Source organism: Micromonospora sp. WMMC264 (assembly GCF_027497275.1).
Lineage (GTDB): Bacteria > Actinomycetota > Actinomycetes > Mycobacteriales > Micromonosporaceae > Micromonospora > Micromonospora chalcea.
In genome coordinates, this window is the sequence record NZ_CP114907.1 from 3,325,410 (window position 1) to 3,341,884 (window position 16,475).

The 16,475-nt window shown below is 74.5% G+C and carries 14 protein-coding genes; 1 reads left to right on the plus strand and 13 read right to left on the minus strand.

Going from position 1 to position 16,475, the window contains the following annotated elements; translation table 11 throughout:
• Window positions 1-23 precede the first annotated feature (23 nt).
• The 6 genes from O7542_RS14090 to ald form a co-directional block, all read right to left on the minus strand.
• A complete protein-coding gene (locus O7542_RS14090) occupies window positions 24-794 on the minus strand; it encodes a pseudouridine synthase (RefSeq protein ID WP_043324891.1) in 771 nt (256 codons plus the stop codon).
• Complete coding sequence (gene scpB / locus O7542_RS14095) at window positions 781-1,785, minus strand: SMC-Scp complex subunit ScpB (protein WP_082930961.1); 1,005 nt, start codon at window positions 1,783-1,785, stop codon at window positions 781-783. Before scpB ends, O7542_RS14090 begins: the two co-directional genes overlap by 14 nt.
• A 4-nt stretch (window positions 1,786-1,789) precedes the next feature.
• Complete coding sequence (locus O7542_RS14100) at window positions 1,790-2,857, minus strand: segregation/condensation protein A (protein ID WP_069089181.1); 1,068 nt, start codon at window positions 2,855-2,857, stop codon at window positions 1,790-1,792.
• 41 nt (window positions 2,858-2,898) lie between these two features.
• Complete coding sequence (locus tag O7542_RS14105; RefSeq protein ID WP_013285595.1) at window positions 2,899-3,822, minus strand: AAA family ATPase; 924 nt, start codon at window positions 3,820-3,822, stop codon at window positions 2,899-2,901.
• A gap of 194 nt (window positions 3,823-4,016) precedes the next feature.
• Window positions 4,017-4,988, minus strand: coding sequence for a tyrosine recombinase (locus O7542_RS14110; protein ID WP_064446394.1), 972 nt, complete (start codon window positions 4,986-4,988; stop codon window positions 4,017-4,019).
• An 11-nt stretch (window positions 4,989-4,999) separates the two neighbouring features.
• Window positions 5,000-6,115: an alanine dehydrogenase gene (gene ald / locus O7542_RS14115; RefSeq protein WP_281606418.1), complete on the minus strand. Its 1,116-nt coding sequence runs from the start codon at window positions 6,113-6,115 to the stop codon at window positions 5,000-5,002.
• A gap of 171 nt (window positions 6,116-6,286) precedes the next feature.
• On the opposite strand from ald, the gene O7542_RS14120 reads away from it, so the two are divergent.
• Window positions 6,287-6,658, plus strand: a complete 372-nt coding sequence (locus O7542_RS14120; RefSeq protein WP_082930962.1) for a TM2 domain-containing protein — start codon at window positions 6,287-6,289, stop codon at window positions 6,656-6,658.
• 66 nt (window positions 6,659-6,724) lie between these two features.
• Here O7542_RS14120 and O7542_RS14125 read toward each other — a convergent pair whose 3' ends face one another.
• The 7 genes from O7542_RS14125 to O7542_RS14155 form a co-directional block, all read right to left on the minus strand.
• A complete protein-coding gene (locus O7542_RS14125; RefSeq protein ID WP_043324895.1) occupies window positions 6,725-7,330 on the minus strand; it encodes an NUDIX hydrolase in 606 nt (201 codons plus the stop codon).
• A complete protein-coding gene (locus O7542_RS14130) occupies window positions 7,327-9,057 on the minus strand; it encodes a CTP synthase (RefSeq protein WP_043324896.1) in 1,731 nt (576 codons plus the stop codon). Before O7542_RS14130 ends, O7542_RS14125 begins: the two co-directional genes overlap by 4 nt.
• A gap of 302 nt (window positions 9,058-9,359) precedes the next feature.
• Window positions 9,360-11,777: a hypothetical protein gene (locus O7542_RS14135; RefSeq protein ID WP_281606419.1), complete on the minus strand. Its 2,418-nt coding sequence runs from the start codon at window positions 11,775-11,777 to the stop codon at window positions 9,360-9,362.
• Window positions 11,777-12,910, minus strand: coding sequence for a glycosyltransferase family 4 protein (locus O7542_RS14140; RefSeq protein WP_166457684.1), 1,134 nt, complete (start codon window positions 12,908-12,910; stop codon window positions 11,777-11,779). The genes O7542_RS14135 and O7542_RS14140 overlap by 1 nt, the downstream gene beginning before the upstream one ends.
• Window positions 12,907-14,601, minus strand: coding sequence for a lipid II flippase MurJ (locus tag O7542_RS14145; protein WP_281606420.1), 1,695 nt, complete (start codon window positions 14,599-14,601; stop codon window positions 12,907-12,909). The genes O7542_RS14140 and O7542_RS14145 overlap by 4 nt, the downstream gene beginning before the upstream one ends.
• A gap of 1 nt (window position 14,602) precedes the next feature.
• The gene (locus tag O7542_RS14150) at window positions 14,603-15,466 is read right to left on the minus strand and encodes a hypothetical protein (protein ID WP_281606421.1); all 864 of its coding nucleotides are present in this window, start codon (window positions 15,464-15,466) and stop codon (window positions 14,603-14,605) included.
• Between the two features lie 60 nt (window positions 15,467-15,526).
• Window positions 15,527-16,465 carry a copper transporter gene (locus O7542_RS14155; protein WP_281606422.1) on the minus strand — a complete coding sequence of 313 codons (939 nt, stop codon included), beginning with the start codon at window positions 16,463-16,465 and terminating at the stop codon, window positions 15,527-15,529.
• Window positions 16,466-16,475 lie beyond the last annotated feature (10 nt).

The following is a 16,475-nucleotide window of genomic DNA, read 5'->3' on the forward strand; positions in this document are numbered from 1 at the left end:
GCAGCCGTACCCCGATCGGCGGGTCAGTCACCCACGGCCTTGAACAGGGCGGCGACCTCCGCGTTCGTCAGCCGCCGCAGCCGCCCGGTGCGCAGGTCGCCGAGCTTGATCGGACCGATCGAGGTACGGATCAGGCGGGACACCGGGTGTCCCACCTCGGCCATCAGGCGCCGGACGATGTGTTTGCGCCCCTCGTGCAGGGTCAGCTCCACCTGGGCGGTTTTGCCGAGCGTGTCGACCAGCTTGAACCCGTCGACCTTCACCGGCCCGTCCTCCAGCTCGACGCCGGCGGCGAGGCGCTTGCCCAGGTTGCGCGGGATCGGCCCGGCCACCTCGGCGAGGTAGGTCTTGAGCACCTCGTACGACGGGTGCATGAGCTTGTGCGCGAGGGTGCCGTCGTTGGTGAGCAGGAGCAGGCCCTCGCTGTCGGCGTCCAGTCGCCCGACGTGGTAGACCCGCTGCTCCAGCCGCGCGCCGATGAAGTCGGCGAGCTCGGTGCGGCCCTTCTCGTCAGCCATGGTGGTGACCACGCCGCGCGGCTTGTTCATCGCCACGTAGACCAGGCGGACGTCGGCCTGGAGCCGCTCCCCGTCGACGACGATCACGTCGCGGGCCGGGTCGGCCTTGTCGCCGAGCTGCGCCACCCGCCCGTTCACGGTGACCCGGCGCCGGAAGATCAGGTCTTCACAGGCGCGCCGGGAACCCACCCCCGCGGCGGCGAGCACCTTCTGCAGGCGCTCGGCGCCCTCGTACACGGGGGCGTCGGGCTTCGGGGCACGGTCATCGCGTCGCATCGGCAAGCTCTTCTACGTCGTCGGGAAGGAACGGGGCCAGGGGCGGCAGGTCGTCCACCGAGTTCAGCCCCAGCTTCTCCAGGAACATGGTGGTGGTCCGGTAGAGGTAGGCGCCGCTGTCCGCTTCGGTGCCGCACTCCTCGACCAGGCCGCGACCCACCAGGGTACGGAGCACCCCGTCGCAGTTGACACCCCGGATGGCCGAGATGCGCGAACGGGTCACCGGCTGCCGGTAGGCGACCACGGCGAGGGTCTCCAGCGCGGCCTGGGTCAGCCGCACGGACTGCCCGTCCAGTACGAACCGCTCGACGTAGGTGGCGTATTCCGGCCGGGTGTAGAGACGCCAGCCACCCGCCGCCCGGCGCAGGTCGAACCCGTGCCCGGCGGCGGTGTATCCGGCGGCGATCTCGTCGAGCATCGCGCCGACCCGTTCCGGGGACTGCTCCAGGACCTCGGCCAGGACCAGCTCGCTGACCGGCTGGTCCACCACGAGCAGGATCGCCTCCAGGGCGCCGCGCAGCTCCGCGTCGTCCAGGACCGGCGCGGGCACCGGTTCCGGCGCGGCCCGCCGCCGTCCCCGCTTGGCGGGTACGCCCTCAGCACCCGCTCCCCCACCCGCCCCCGGCGCCGCGTCCCGCGCGGGCAGGCCGACGTCTCCCCCGGCGTCGTCCGTCCCGGCCTCTCCCGAGATCTTGGTACGGTCCCGCCCTCCGAGGGGCGTCCCCGTACCAAGATCCCCCTGAACCGTGGCGATCTTGGAAGGAATGGGCCCCTCTGAGGGCCCTTCGCTTCCAAGATCCGCCGAGGAATCCGGTGTCGCGTCGAGATCTGCTTCCCGGGAATCGGTGGTGTCCGGGATGTCGGGGTCCGGGTGCTCGGCCGGTGCGTCGGAATCGTCCGGGGCTGGCCGGGGCGGGGCGGGACGCTCCCACGGGGGCACCCATGCGGCGGCCTGGTCGGCCAGGGAGTCGCGGCGTTCCTGGTCGCTCATCCGTTCACTCCTGCGTCGGTGCGTGTTCGTCCGCCGTCTCGCTGGGCACGGCGGCGTCGGATGCGGCATCTGCGGCGACGTCGCCCGGCACGGCGGCGTCGCTCACCCCGGCGCCGACGTCGGCCGGAGCAGCCGCGGCGTCGGCCGGTGCGGCGGGGACGGACGTGGTCGTGGGTTCGGGGCTGCCGGCGTACTCGTCGACTGTCAGCTCGGCCTCGCCGTCGACCGGGCCGGTCCAGCGGACGGTCAGCTCCTCCAGCGCCTGCTCCTGCACGAACGCCACGAGGCCCTGCCGGTACAGCTCCAGCAGCGCCAGGAACCGGGCCACCACCTCGAGCGTCATCTCACAGTCGGCGCAGAGCAGCGAGAACGTGGCGATCCCGGCGCGGCGCAGCCGGTCGGCGATGATGCCGGCGTGTTCGCGGACGCTGACCCGGACCATGTGCACGTGTGCGATGGACACCTCGGGCACCGGTTTCGGGCTCATCGCCTTGACCGCGAGCTTGCGCAGCCGCTCGGGACCGATGCCGAGCACCAGGTCGGGCAGCGCCTCGGCGTACCGGGGTTCGAGCGTGACCGCCCTCGGGTAGCGCCGTCCGCCGACCGCCTCCAGCTCGGCGATGTGCGCGGCGGCCTCCTTGTACGCCTTGTACTGCAGCAGCCGCGCGAACAGCAGGTCCCGCGCCTCCAGCAGCGCCAGGTCCTCCTCGTCCTCCACCTCGGCGGAGGGCAGCAGCCGGGCCGCCTTCAGGTCGAGCAGGGTGGCGGCGACGAGCAGGAACTCGCTGGTCTCGTCCAGGTCCCACTGGTCGCCCATCGCCCGCAGGTACGCGATGAACTCGTCGGTGACCTTGTGCAGCGCCACCTCGGTGACGTCCAGCTTGTGCTTGCTGATCAGCTGGAGCAGCAGGTCGAACGGGCCGGTGAAGTTGTCCAGCCGGACCGTGAAGCCACTGGTCTGCTCGCCGGTGCCCGCGTCGGCGGGCACCACACCGTCGACCTCGGCGGCCAGCTCCGCGGCTACGGCGGGGTCGCCGGCGCCGTGTGGCGGGTCGAGGGGCGGTGCGGTCACCGGGAAACCGTAGACGACGCGGCGGGCGGCCGGCGTGCGCCCTACCGGTCCGCCTGGGCGGCGATGACCTCCCGGGCCAGCTGCCGGTAGTTGCGGGCGCCGGAGGAGGCCGGGTCGAGGGTGGTGATCGGGGCGCCGGCCACGGTGGACTCGGGGAACTTCACCGTCTTGGTGATGACGGTCTGGTAGACCTTGTCGCCGAACGCCTCGACCACCCGCTGCAGCACCTGGCGGCAGTGGGTGGTGCGGCTGTCGTACATGGTGGCGAGGATGCCTTCGAGCTCCAGGTCGAAGTTGAGCCGCTCGCGCACCTTGTCGATGGTGTCCAGCAGCAGCGCGACACCGCGCAGGCTGAAGAACTCGCACTCCAGCGGGATGAGCACGCCGTGCGCGACGGTGAGCGCGTTGATCGCCAGCAGGCCCAGTGAGGGCTGGCAGTCGATCAGGATGAAGTCGTACTCCTTGCGGATGGTGCGCAGCACCCGCGCCAGGGCCATCTCCCGGGCGACCTCGTTGACGAGCTGGATCTCGGCGGCGGAGAGGTCGATGTTGGCGGGTAGCAGGTGCAGCCCGGCCACGTCGGTCTTGATCAGGACGTCCTCGGCGGTGACGTCGTCCTGCATCAGCAGGTTGTAGACCGACAGGTCCAGGTTGTGCGGGTTGACGCCCAGCCCGACGGAGAGGGCGCCCTGCGGGTCGAAGTCGACGAGCAGCACCTTGCGGCCGTACTCGGCCAGGGCCGCGCCCAGGTTGATGGTCGTCGTGGTCTTGCCGACGCCGCCCTTCTGGTTGGCCATCGCGATGATCCGCGCCGGGCCGTGCCGGTCGGTCGGCATGGGTTCGGGGATCGGCTTGCGCATGGTGTACGCGGCCGGGTCGGCGGGGCCGAGATCGGCGCCGAGCGTCGCCTGCTGCTCACGGAGCTCCGACGTCCAGGTCTCGGCACGGTCACCGTTTCCTGCCATGTCCTCGTTGCCCCCTCCCGACGACCACCCGGCGTCGGAGCCGTCCGACGTCCCTCGCGGCGCCGCTGCGCACCCCCGGTCCGTCGCACCTGGAGGCCCGCGCCGATGCCGACTGTACGCCACCGGCCAGCAGCGCGTTCGGTAGCGGGTCGGCGTGTCGGCGGCCCGTCGGCCAGGGCCGGCCACGTCGGCGCTCAGCGGGCGCGCGGATGCGCTGTCGCGTACACCTCGCGCAGTCGTTCCACGGTGACCAGTGTGTAGACCTGGGTGGTGGTCACCGACGCGTGGCCGAGCAGTTCCTGCACCACGCGCACGTCCGCGCCGCCGTCGAGCAGGTGCGTGGCGTACGAGTGGCGCAGCGTGTGCGGGGAGACCGCGTCGGGGCCGTCGACCGGCAGGCCGGCCCGGGCGGCGGCGGCGCGCAGCACGGCCCAGGCGCCCTGCCGGGTGAGCGGGCCGCCGCGGGCGTTGACGAACACCGCGTGGGTGCCGCGTCCGGCCGCGAGCAGCGCCGGGCGGCCCCGGACCAGCCAGGCGCGCAGCGCGTCGGCCGCGTACCCGCCGACCGGGACCAGCCGGGTCCGGCCGCCCTTGCCGCGCAGCAGCACGGTTCCGGCGTCCAGGTCGAGGTCGTCGACGGCGGCGCCGACCGCCTCGGAGATGCGCGCGCCGGTGCCGTACAGGAATTCCAGCAGCGCCCGGTCGCGCAGCGCGCGGGCGGCGGCGTCGCCGGTGCCGTCGGCCGGGCCGGCGGCCTCCAGCAGCCGCAGGACCGCGTCGACGGGCAGCGCCCGGGGCAGGCGGCGCGGCGGCGCGGGCGGGCGGACGTCGCGGCTGGGGTCGGCGCCGGTGAGCCCTTCGCGCAGCGCGAAGCGGTGCAGGCCGCGTACCGCGCTGGCGGCGCGGGCGGCGGAGGAGACGGCGAGCGGCGGGTGGTCGTCGTCGCCGGCGCGCAGCCGGGCCAGGTGGGCCTCGACCTGCGCGGGCCCGGCGGCGGCCAGGTCGTCCACCCCGGCGGCGGCCAGGGTGGCGAGGTAGCGGTCCAGGTCCCGGCGGTACGAGGCGAGCGTGTTCGCGGACAGCCCGCGCTCGACGGTGAGGTGGTCCAGGTACGTCCGGACCGCGCGGCGCAGGGCCGGCGCGGGTTCCGCGCCGGCCGCGCGCACGGCGGCGTCGGTCAGCTCAGCACCTCGTCCAGCGGCAGCACGTCCATGCCGTGCGCCTCGGCGACCGGGCCGTAGACGACCTTGCCGGCGTGGGTGTTCAGGCCCAGTGCCAGCGCCGGGTCGTTGCGCAGCGCCGCCTGCCAGCCCTGGTTGGCCAGTTCCAGGGCGTACGGCAGGGTGACGTTGGTCAGCGCGTAGGTGCTGGTGTTCGGCACCGCGCCGGGCATGTTCGCCACGCAGTAGAAGATCGAGTCGTGGACCTTGTAGACCGGGTCGGCGTGCGTGGTCGGGCGCGAGTCCTCGAAGCAGCCACCCTGGTCGATGGCGATGTCGACGAGCACGCTGCCCGGCTTCATCCGGGAGACCAGCTCGTTGGAGATGAGCTTCGGGGCCTTCGCGCCGGGCACCAGCACCGCGCCGATGACCAGGTCCGCGTCGAGCACTGCCCGCTCGATCTCGTACGCGTTTGAGGCGACGGTCTGCAGGTGGCCCCGGTAGATGGCGTCGGCGGAGCGCAGCCGGGCCACGTTCTTGTCCAGCAGCAGCACCTCGGACTGCAGGCCCAGCGCGATGGCGGCGGCGTTGAGGCCGGACACGCCCGCGCCGATGACCACGGTCTTGGCCGCGTACACGCCGGAGACGCCGCCGGGCAGCACGCCCCGCCCGCCGCCGGTGCGCATCATGTAGAAGGCGCCCACCTGGGGGGCGAGCCGGCCGGCCACCTCGGACATCGGGGCGAGCAGCGGCAGCGACCGGTCGGGCAGCTCGACCGTCTCGTACGCGATGCCGGTGACCTTGCGGTTGACCAGCGCGTCGGTGCACTCGCGGGAGGCGGCCAGGTGCAGGTACGTGAAGAGCACCTGTCCCTCGCGCATCCGGTGGTACTCCTCGGCGATCGGCTCCTTCACCTTGAGGACCAGCTCGGCGGTGTCCCACACCTCGTCGGCGGTGGCCAGGATCTTCGCGCCGGCGGCGGCGAACTCGTCGTCGGTGATGCTGGAGCCGACGCCGGCGCCGGCCTCGACGAAGACCTCGTGGCCGTGGCGGGTGAACTCGTTGACGCCCGCGGGCGTGATCGCCACCCGGTACTCGTGGTTCTTGACCTCGCGGGGGATTCCGACCTTCACGATGCAGACACCTTCCTCCGGGGCTGCTCACCCCCGACTGCGCGGCGCCGCGCCGGCTCCGTTGCCGGCGCGGTACACCGGTCCCGCCGGCGGCAGTCTAGAGCCGTGGGAAGCCCACGGACGGCGACACTGTGACATCCGGTGCCCGCTGGTGCTGACGGTGTGTCAGGCATGGGCCAGGCTGGCCGGTGGAGACGTCATCAGCCGACAGGACAGAGTTCGGTAAATATCCTTCCACGACCGGGGTGCCGGGGCCGACAGGACGCGAGTCGATCACTATTGTGTCCGCTCATGACCACTCCTTACCAGCAGTACCCGCAGGGCGTCTCGGACAAGAGCAAGGTCGTCGCGGGTGTGCTCCAGATCCTCCTCGGCGGCTTCGGCATCGGCCGGTTCTACATGGGCGACACCAAGACCGGTGTCATCCAGCTCATCGTCACGCTCGTGACGTGCGGCATCGGCGCGATCTGGGGCCTCGTCGACGGCATCCTGATCCTCGTCAACGGCGGTGTCGACGGGCAGGGCCGCCCGCTGCGCGACTGACCACCGCAACGGAAAGGGGCCGCCCGGCGCACAGCGCCGCGCGGCCCCTTCGTCGTCGGTTCCCGATCAGCGCGGCAGCGGCGCCTCCGGCCGGCGCAGCTCGGTGAAGCCGGTCTCCCGGGCGCGGGCCGCGGCGAGCAGCCCGGCCACGCAGGACGCGTTGGTGATCTCACCGGCCAGCACCATCCGCACCGCCTCGTCCAGGTCCACGCGGACCACCTGGAGGTCGGCCTCCTCGTCGTGCCGGTCGTGCCGCTGCTCCGCCGGCACCTCGGCCAGCTCGCGGGCCAGGAACACCCGGACCACCTCGTCGGAGAAGCCGGGCGAGCTGTGCAGGTCCACGAGCACGTCCACGCGCGCCGCGGTCAGGTCGGCCTCCTCGGCCAGCTCCCGCAGCGCCGCGGCGGCCAGGTCCTCGCCGCCGACGTCCATCAGCCCGGCGGGCAGCTCCCACAGGTGCCGGCCGACCGGGTGCCGGTACTGGCGGATCAGCACCACCTGACCGGCGTCGTCGAGCGCCACCACGGCGACCGCGCCGACGTGCCGCACGTAGTCCCGGGTCGCCTCGCCGCCACCGGGCATGGTGACGTCGTCGCTGACCACGGAGAAAATCCGGCCGGACCAGATCTGGCGGCGCGCGGTCACCTCGTACCGGTGCTCGACGCCGCTCACTTGGCCTGGGCCTTGGCGCCGCCGCCGCGGCCGGCCTTCTTCGCCGCGCCGTCCAGGTCCACCGGCAGCTGGTCGGCCTGCGAGTACGCCACGGCGGCGCCGACGAACGCGGCGAACAGCGGGTGCGGGCGGGTGGGGCGGCTCTTCAGCTCCGGATGCGCCTGGGTGGCCACGAAGAACGGGTGCAGGTTGCGGTCCAGCTCGACGAACTCCACGAGCCGCCCGTCCGGCGAGGTGCCGGAGATCGTCAGCCCCGCCTTGGTGAGCTGGTCCCGGTAGGCGTTGTTCACCTCGTACCGGTGGCGGTGCCGCTCGCTGACCTCGGTGCTGCCGTACGCCTCGGCGACGATCGACCCCTCGGCGAGCTTCGCCGGGTACGCCCCGAGCCGCATGGTGCCGCCCAGGTCGCCGCGGCCGGCCACGATGTCCTCCTGGTCGGCCATGGTGGCGATGACCGGGTGCACGGCCTCCTCGTCGAACTCCAGGGAGTTCGCCCCGTCCAGGTTGGCCAGGTGGCGGGCCACCTCGATGGTCATGCACTGCAGGCCGAGGCAGAGGCCGAGCAGGGGGATGCCGTTCTCCCGCGCGTACCGGGCGGTGCCGACCTTGCCCTCGATGCCGCGTACGCCGAAGCCGCCGGGGATGACGATGCCGTCGACGCCGGACAGCGCGGCGGCCGCGCCGGCCGCCGTCACGCAGTCGTCGCTGGGCACCCACTTGAGCTTCACCCGGGCGCGGTGGCCGAACCCGGCCGCCCGGATCGCCTCGCTCACCGACAGGTACGCGTCGGGCAGGTCGACGTACTTGCCGACGAGCGCGACGGTGATCGTGTGCCGCGGCTGGTGCACCCGCTCCAGCAGGTCGTCCCAGCGGGTCCAGTCGACGTCGCGGAACGACAGGCCGAGCCGGCGCACCACGTACGCGTCGAGGCCCTCCCGGTGCAGCACCTTCGGGATGTCGTAGATGCTCGGCGCGTCCGGGGCGGCGGTGACCGCCTCCCGGTCGACGTCGCAGTACAGCGACAGCTTCTCCTTGACCTTGTCCGGAATCTCCCGGTCGCAGCGCAGCACCAGCGCGTCGGGCTGGATGCCGATGCTGCGCAGCTGCGCCACCGAGTGCTGGGTCGGCTTGGTCTTCAGCTCGCCCGACGGCGCCAGGTACGGCACCAGCGACACGTGCAGGTAGAAGCAGTTGTCCCGGCCCAGGTCGTGGCGGATCTGCCGGATCGACTCCAGGAACGGCAGCGACTCGATGTCGCCGACGGTGCCGCCGACCTCGGTGATCACCACGTCGGGCACCTGGCCGTCGGCGTCCGGGTCGGCCATGCCGCGGATGCGGGCCTTGATCTCGTTGGTGATGTGCGGGATGACCTGCACCGTGTCGCCGAGGTACTCCCCGCGCCGCTCCTTGGCGATCACCGCCGAGTAGATCTGGCCGGTGGTGACGTTCGCCTTGCCGGAGAGGTCCCGGTCGAGGAACCGCTCGTAGTGCCCGACGTCGAGGTCGGTCTCGGCGCCGTCCTCGGTGACGAAGACCTCGCCGTGCTGGAACGGGTTCATCGTGCCGGGGTCGACGTTCAGGTACGGGTCGAGCTTCTGCATCACCACGCGCAGTCCGCGCGCGGTCAGCAGACTGCCGAGGCTGGAGGCGGTGAGGCCCTTACCCAGCGAGGAGGCGACGCCCCCGGTGACGAAAATGTGCCTGGTCGTCCGTGCTGTAGGGGCCAAGGCCTGCTCCCGTGTCGTCCGTAGCGGTCGTGCGAACCGCCGTGCCGATCAGACAAGTGATCACGCGATCCACGGGATTCCACGGTAACACCATCCGGACCGTGAGCCGGCGTCGCACCCGCTGTCGGCGCACGTGAGGCCCGTGCCGGCCCTCGTGCGGCGCTCTTCCGTGCCCGTCCGGGCCCTTGATCGACACCACCCCGCCGATGTGGTGCCTTCCACAGGGCCTTGACCCCGCCACCTCCCCGATCTGGCGAGGGCGCGGCGGGGGGCGGCACGCCCGCGCGGGCAGCGCGGGCCGGTCAGCCGGCGGGGACCTCCGAGGAGGCCGGGGTCGGCTGTGCGGGGACCCGCGCCCCGGCGCCGGGCGATGCGTTCGGCGTTTCCGTGCCGGCCGGGCCCTGCCGACCCGGTCCGGCCGGCTCCCCGGCCTCCCCCGGATCGCCCACACCGTCACCGGCCGCGTCGCCCGCCGACCCACCATCACCAGCACCGTCGCCAGCACCGTCACCGGCCGACGGAGCACCGTCAGGCGGGCCGTCGCCAGCGGGGCCGCCTCGGGAAGGGCTGTCCGGGCCGCCCGGTGGTACCGCGTCCGTCTCGCCGCCAGGGCGGCCGCTGTCGGGCAGCGTACGGTCGGTGGAGTGGTCGAGCACCCGCAGCGCCGACAGCGCCGCCATGGGCACCACGAGCGCCGCCGCCGCGCCGGCCACGTCCAGCGCCGAGCCGCCCAGCACGCCGCCCAGCCCGACGGCCACGCCGGTGCCGGCCATCGCGGCCCGGATCGCCGGGTAGATGCCGAACAGCCGCATCAGGCCGCCCCACGGCTGCAGCAGCGCCAGCCAGACCAGCGCCGCCCCGGCCAGGGCCAGCACGGTGAGCGGGCTGTTCACCAGCGTCTGGATGTTGGAGTCGCCGGAGCGGTGCACGGTGAGCCCCCCGGTGCCGTCGCCGAGCGCGGCCAGGAACCGGCCCAGGCTTCCCCGCTCGTCGGCGGGACGGCCCAGGTCGACCAGGGCGAAGCCGATGGTGACCGCGAGCGCGGCCATGGTGGCCCAGGCCAGTCGGCTCACGGTGAGCCAGCCGCCGGTGCAGATGGCGGCGGCGACGCTGACGCCGGCGGTGAGCGCGATCGCGCCGATCGAGTCGGCGCCCAGGTACGGGCTGCCCACGATCACCACTGCCAGTCCGCCGACGGCCACCATCACCATCGGCCGCCAGCCCTTGCGGAACCGCTGGGCGAGCCAGCCGCCGCACAGCAGTGATCCGGCGACGAACACGCCCAGCCCGACGGTGCCGAGCCCGGCGTACCGGCCGCCCTCCAGCGCGGAGTAACCGACCACGCCGTTGAGCTGCAGCCGGGAGCCGGTGAGCACGTCCACGCCGACCACGAGCGTGGCCAGCCCGGCGACCGCGCCGAGCGGGCCGAGCGTGCGCTCGTGCCCGGGGCTGAACCGGACCAGGGCGGTGCCGCCGACGACGAGCAGCGCGGTCACCGAGGCGTACCAGACGCCGGCGTGGCTGCCGCGCCACCAGGGCACGGCGTCGGCCAGCAGCGCCGCGGGCACGGCCAGCGCCGCGGCGATGAGCAGCAGCTCCACCACGGCGACGACGCGCCGGGACACCGGTTCCGGTCCGTGCGGGCCGGCGAGGCGGCGGGCCCGGCGTAGCAGCGGCAGCACCGCCACCGCGAGGGCCAGCTGGGCGGCGGCGAGCAGGGTGAAGAACCAGCCGGCGACGCGCCGCTGGGCGGCGGCCTCCCGGTCCGCGTCGGCCGACGCCTCGATCGCGGCCCGCAGGTCGTCGGGCCGGTCGTCGGCGGTGACCGCGGGACGGCCGACGAAGGCCCGTTCCGGGGCCGGCCGGTCGAGTACGGCGAGCACGGTCGGGGCCAGGTCGACCAGTTGCAGGTAGCCGGATCGGGCGGTGCTCGGCGAGGTCAGCCAGCCGCCCGTCCAGCCGGGGCCGTCGGCGATCGCGACGTGCAGCCGCGCCGGGTTGTCGGTGTCGGAGACGCCCGCGACCAGCACCAGTGAGCGCGGCGGCCGGGCGGCGAGGACCCGGGCCAGCCGGGCGTCGGCCTGCCGCGCCTGGGCGGCCCGTACGGCCGGGTCGTCGTCGTCGACGGTGCCGGCGTCGACGATGCTCAGCACGCAGGAGCCGAGCAGTTCCGCCGGGTTCTCGGGCAGCGTGGGCGCGTACCTGTCGACCCGGCCGAACGGACGGGCGGCGGCCACGGCGGCGCCCGGCCCCACCGCCACCGAGCAGCGCACCGACTCGGCCAGCGCGCCGGGCTTGGCGCCCCAGGCGAGCTGTTCCTGGTTGTGCGCCACGACGCTGGGCTGGTCGGGCAGGTTCGCGCCGATGCCGTCGGGCCGTTCCACAGTCACGCCGGCCGCCGGGCAGCCACCGCCCGGACGGGCGCCCGGCCAGGCGGCGAAGTTCCCGGCGCCGAGGGTGAGCCAGCCGTCGACGGGGCAGGTGGGCCGGTGCGCGGACCGCACCGACAGGGAGCCGATCGCGCCCTGCTCGGCCATCCGCCACAGCGTCGGCGTGTTCTCCGGGTCGACGTCGTCCCAGCGCAGGCCGGCCGCGCCGACGAGGACCACGAAGTCGGCGCCGGGCCGGTCCGCGCCGCGGTCCGGCCGGGCGGCCAGCGCGGTGATGCCCAGCGCCACCACGACCAGGGTGAGCAGGACCGGGGTCAGTCGGCGCAGCATCAGCGGTTCCCGGCGGAGTGCTGCGGTGTCAGCTCGGCGTAGAGGTCGGCGAGCGCGGCCACGGTGTCCGCCTCGGTGGGCCAGGTCGCGGCCCGGGCCAGGCCGCGCCGGCCCACCTCGGCCCGGCGTACGGGGTCGTCGAGCAGGTCGCGCACCGCCGCGTCGACGGCGTCCACGTCCCCGGGCGGCACCAGCACGGCCCCGTCGCCGACGAGCTCCGGCAGCCCGCCGACGGCGGTCGCGACGAGCGGTACGCCGGCCCGCAGCGCCTCCTGGGCGAACAGCTGCCGGGCCTCCCAGTCGCTGGTCACCACGGCGAGGTCGGCGCCGGCCAGCAGGTCCGCCACGTCGGTGCGGTGCCCGAGCAGCGTCACCGGCGCGCGGGCGGCCGAGATCCGGGCGGCCAGCGGCAGATACGCGGGTCCGCTGCCGGCGATCACCACGACCGGGGCGGGGGTACGGGTGCGCCAGCGGGCGGCGGCGTCGATGAGCACGTCGTACCGTTTCTGCGGGTGCAGCCGGCCCACCGAGAGGATCAGCGGGCGGTCGGCGGTCACGCCGAACTCGGCGCGGACGGCGGCGCGGCGGCGGCCCGGCGGCGGCAGCGTGGGCGCGGCGACCGGGGCCAGGCGCGCGTCGGCGGCGCCCAGCGCGGCGGCGCGGTCGACCAGGTCGGCGGAGGCGCCCAGCGCGACCCGCACGGACCGGGCGACGATCCGCTCGACCAGCCGGGACGCCGCGCCGCGCAGCCCTTTCGCGAGGACCGCGTTGTGCCAGGTGACGACGAGCGGCGCGGTGGGGCGGGCGAGCGCCGCGACCAGGCCGGCGCGCAGCCCGTGCGCGTGCACCACGTCGACGGGTGTGACCGCGAGCGCCCGGCGCAGCGCGGTGACCGCGCGCGCGTCGCCCGGCGTGGGGCTGGCCGGGATCTCCACCGGGGTGAACCGGGCGCCGACGCCGGTGAAGCCGAACTGCTCCTCGGTGGCGGCCGGTCCGCACACCAGCACCGACGCTCCGGCCTCGGTGAGTCCCCCGGCGATCGAGCGCACGTGCTGCCCGACCCCGCCGGTGCTGGAGGCGAGCACGAGGGCCACCGACCCGGGCCAGCGCGGTGCGGGCGAGGCGTCCGTCATGAGGAAACGGTCTCCTTTCCGTCGCCCCGCTCGCCGGGGTGCTGCTGCGCCGGCGGGCCGTCCCCACCGGCCGGGCGTCGCCGGCGCAGCCGGCGGGTCACGGTCGCGAGCAGCGGCCGCAGGTCGCGGGCGTCGGTCAGCCAGGCGACGGCGAGGAACAGGACACCGACCACGACCCCGGACAGCATGCCCTGCGCGAGGGCCCACGGTGTCGTCGGGGTGCCGTCACCGAGCCCGGCGAGTCCCGCCGCGACGGCCGCCCCGCCCGCTCCGGCGACCACTGCGGCGAGCAGTCCGGCGGCGCCGGCCCGGCCGATCCCGGCGAGCGCCTCGCCGCCGGCGGCACGCCGGACCGCGACGATCAGCAGCGCGCCGAGCAGCACCATGCCGGCCGACGTCGCCAGGGTCACCGCGAGGACCCGGTCGGCCAGCGGCAGCGCCTGGGCGAACAGGAGGGCGAACGCGGGCACGCTGAGCCATCCGAGCGCGGTCGCGACGGTGGCCGCGCGGGTCTCGCCGCGGGCGTACAGGGCGCGGGTGAGGACCGCGAACAGGCCGTAGCCGACCAGGCCGGGCGCGAACCCGGCGATCCCGACCGCCGCGGTACGCGCATCGAGCGGGTCGGCGAAGAAGAAGTGCCCGACCGGGATCGCGGTGCCGACGAGCGCGGCGGCGCCGAGCAGGCTGAGCAGCACCACTCCGCGTACCGCCGGGGCCAGGGTCTCCCGGTAGGCGCGCTCGTCGCCGGTGGCCCGGGCCGCGACGAGCGTCGGGTACGCGGCCACCGCCAGCGGAACCGCCAGCACCGCCCAGGGCAGGAAGTAGACGGTCTGGGCGAGGTTGTAGACGACGACGTCGCCGGTGCGGCCGTAGGTGACCTGGTTGAGCGCGACCACCAGGGCGATCTGCTGGGCGGTCACGGTGACCACCCCGGCGAGCGCCAGACCGCCGACCCGGGCGCGGGCGTCGGCCGGGAACCGGTAGCCGGGCCGGATCCGCAGCCGTAGCCGGCGCACCGGGATCAGCAGCGACAGCGAGAGCATCACCACGCCGAGCGTGGTGCCGGCGGACAGCAGCAGCTCGCCGCCGCGTCCGGCCTCCCCGATCGTGGCCTGCCGCCCCTCGGTCGCGGTGAAGGCGAGGTAGACGCCGATCACGCTGATGCTCGACAGCAGCGGCGCGATCACCGGCCAGGCGAAACGGCGGTGCGCCTGGAGCACCCCGGTGAGCACGATGCCCACGCCGTAGAGCGGCAGCTGCGGCGCGAAGACGCGCAGCATCCGGGCCCCGGACGCCTGCTGCGCCTCGCTGAGACCGTCTCCGATCAGGCCCGGCAGCGGGTCGGCGAAGATCGCCACCAGGACCGCCAGCGGCACCAGCAGCGTCAGCGTCCAGGTCAGCAGCGCCCCGGTGGTGGCGGCCACCGCACGCCGGTCACCGGCCTCGACCGCGCCGGCCAGCAACGGTACGACGAGACTGGCCAGCGCCCCGCCCGCGACGATCTCGAAGATGAAGTTCGGGACGTAGTTCGCCACCAGGTAGGCGCCGCCGAGGTCGGTGGGGCCCAGCATCCAGGTGAACACGGCGGTGCGGCCGAAGCCGGCGAGCCGGCTGAGGACGGTGAGGACGGCGATGAGGGCGGCCGCCCCGGCGACCCGGCCGGCGGCGGCGAGAGGAGCCGGTTTCGTCACGTCAGTCCGGGAGCCGGCCCAGCTCGTCGAGGTGCCGCAGCCCCGGCGTGGACGCGATGACCTGGGTGAAGCTGACCTTCTCGCTGGCGGCGGTGAGCGCGGCGAGCACGGCCAGCACGCCGGCCCGGCCCAGCGGCCCGGTACGCGCGGCCAGGCTCACCCCGAGCAGCGCGCCGAGCGCGTTGGCGCCGCTGTCGCCCACCATCACGCGCTCGCCGAGGTCGTCGCCGACCAGCGCGGCCGAGGCGCCGACAGCGCCCGCCGCGAGCCCGCCGTACGGGCCGGCGGTCAGCGGCGCGCCGAGCAGCATGCCGGACTTCAGCGCCCGGCCGGGCCGCAGGTCGAGCAGGTTTACCAGGTTGGCGGTGCCGGCCACCACGCCGGCGCCGAGCAGCACGTCGAGCCCGCGGCCGAACGCCCCGGCCGGCCGGCGGCGCGGATGCGCGGCGACCCGCCGGTCGGCGGCGAGCAGCGCGGCGGCGCCCAGCCCGGCCACGCCCACCCCAGCGACCTTGACCATCCCGGCGGTGACCTGACCCTCGCGCAGCGCGGCGAGATGCCCGGCGAACCCCTTGGCGGCCTTCTGCTCGGGGCGCGCGCCGACCACGTCGTCGTAGAGGCCGACAGCGCCCGCGCCGAGCCCGGCGACGAGTGCGGCGGCGCCGGCCGGGGCGCTACCGGCGCCGAGCGCGGCTCCGGTGGCCGCGCCGACGGCCAGGGCCGGACCGGCGGCCAGGGTCACCGTGCGGCCCCGGTAGTTGGTGCGCTCCAGCGCCGGGCCGCCGGGCGACGTGCGCGTCTGACGCAGCACGTAGCGGGCGGCCAGCGCGCCCGCGCCCACGGCGAGCAGCCGACCCAGTCTCACGGGACCTCCTCGATCCGGACTTCGAACGCGACGCGGCACGGACCGGGCGGCCCGCAGCGGTCACCGGGGCAGTGTAGGCACCCGGGAGGTGGCGTTGTCGCCCACGCCGTACTGGCCGGTCTTCTTCTCGGTGAGCTGCTGCGCCAGGGCGAGGCTGGTGGCCAGCTGGCCCTGCACGGTGTTGGCGTTGTCGACGGTGGAGATGGTCTGCGACAGCACCGGGTCGCCGCGGACCACGGAGACCAGGTTCCCGCCGGTCGAGCCCATGCCGGCGACCACCAGCGCGCCGGCCCGGTCGAACTCCACGGCGATCTTCACCACCGACTCGTCCTTCTTGGCCGAGTCCTTGTCCACGTACGGCTGGCCGGTGACCATCACGACCGCCTCGGCGGCGGTGGAGATCTTGTCCGCCGGGGTGAGGTAGCCGGCGGTGGCGTACTGCTCCAGCACCGTGCGCCGGTCGGTCTCGCTGGCCGCCGGGGTGCCCGCGGGACGGTCGACCAGGACGTTGGCCAGCAGCGCGCTCGAGGTCTCCACGCCGTGCCCGTTGCCGGGCAGGTTGATGGCGGGGGACGTGTTCGGCCGGGCGGTGACCGCCAGTTCCAGCAGGTTGTTGTTGCTGTCCGGGTTGACGAACTTGTCCTGCACGTCGATGCGGCCGGTGACGTCCGCGCCGGCGGTCTGCAGCATCTTCACCACGCCCTCGGCCTGGTCGCGGCCGCTGGGCAGGGTGAGCACCAGCACCCGGCGGCCGGTCAGCTTGCCGGGCAGGACGAGCTGGGCCACCTCGGCGGCGAAGTCCTCCTCGGTCTCCAGCTGCTTCTGCATGCTGTTGACCGACTGGCGCATCAGCGAGTTGTCCTTGCGCAGGCCGTTGACGTTCTCCCGGAGCGAGTCGGCGACCGGCCCGTTGAGGGCGGCCGTGCCGACCACCAGGCCGATCGCCAGCGCCAGGAACACCGCGGTCAGGGACACCACGTGGTAGCGAAAGTTGATCACGCTTGCAGCC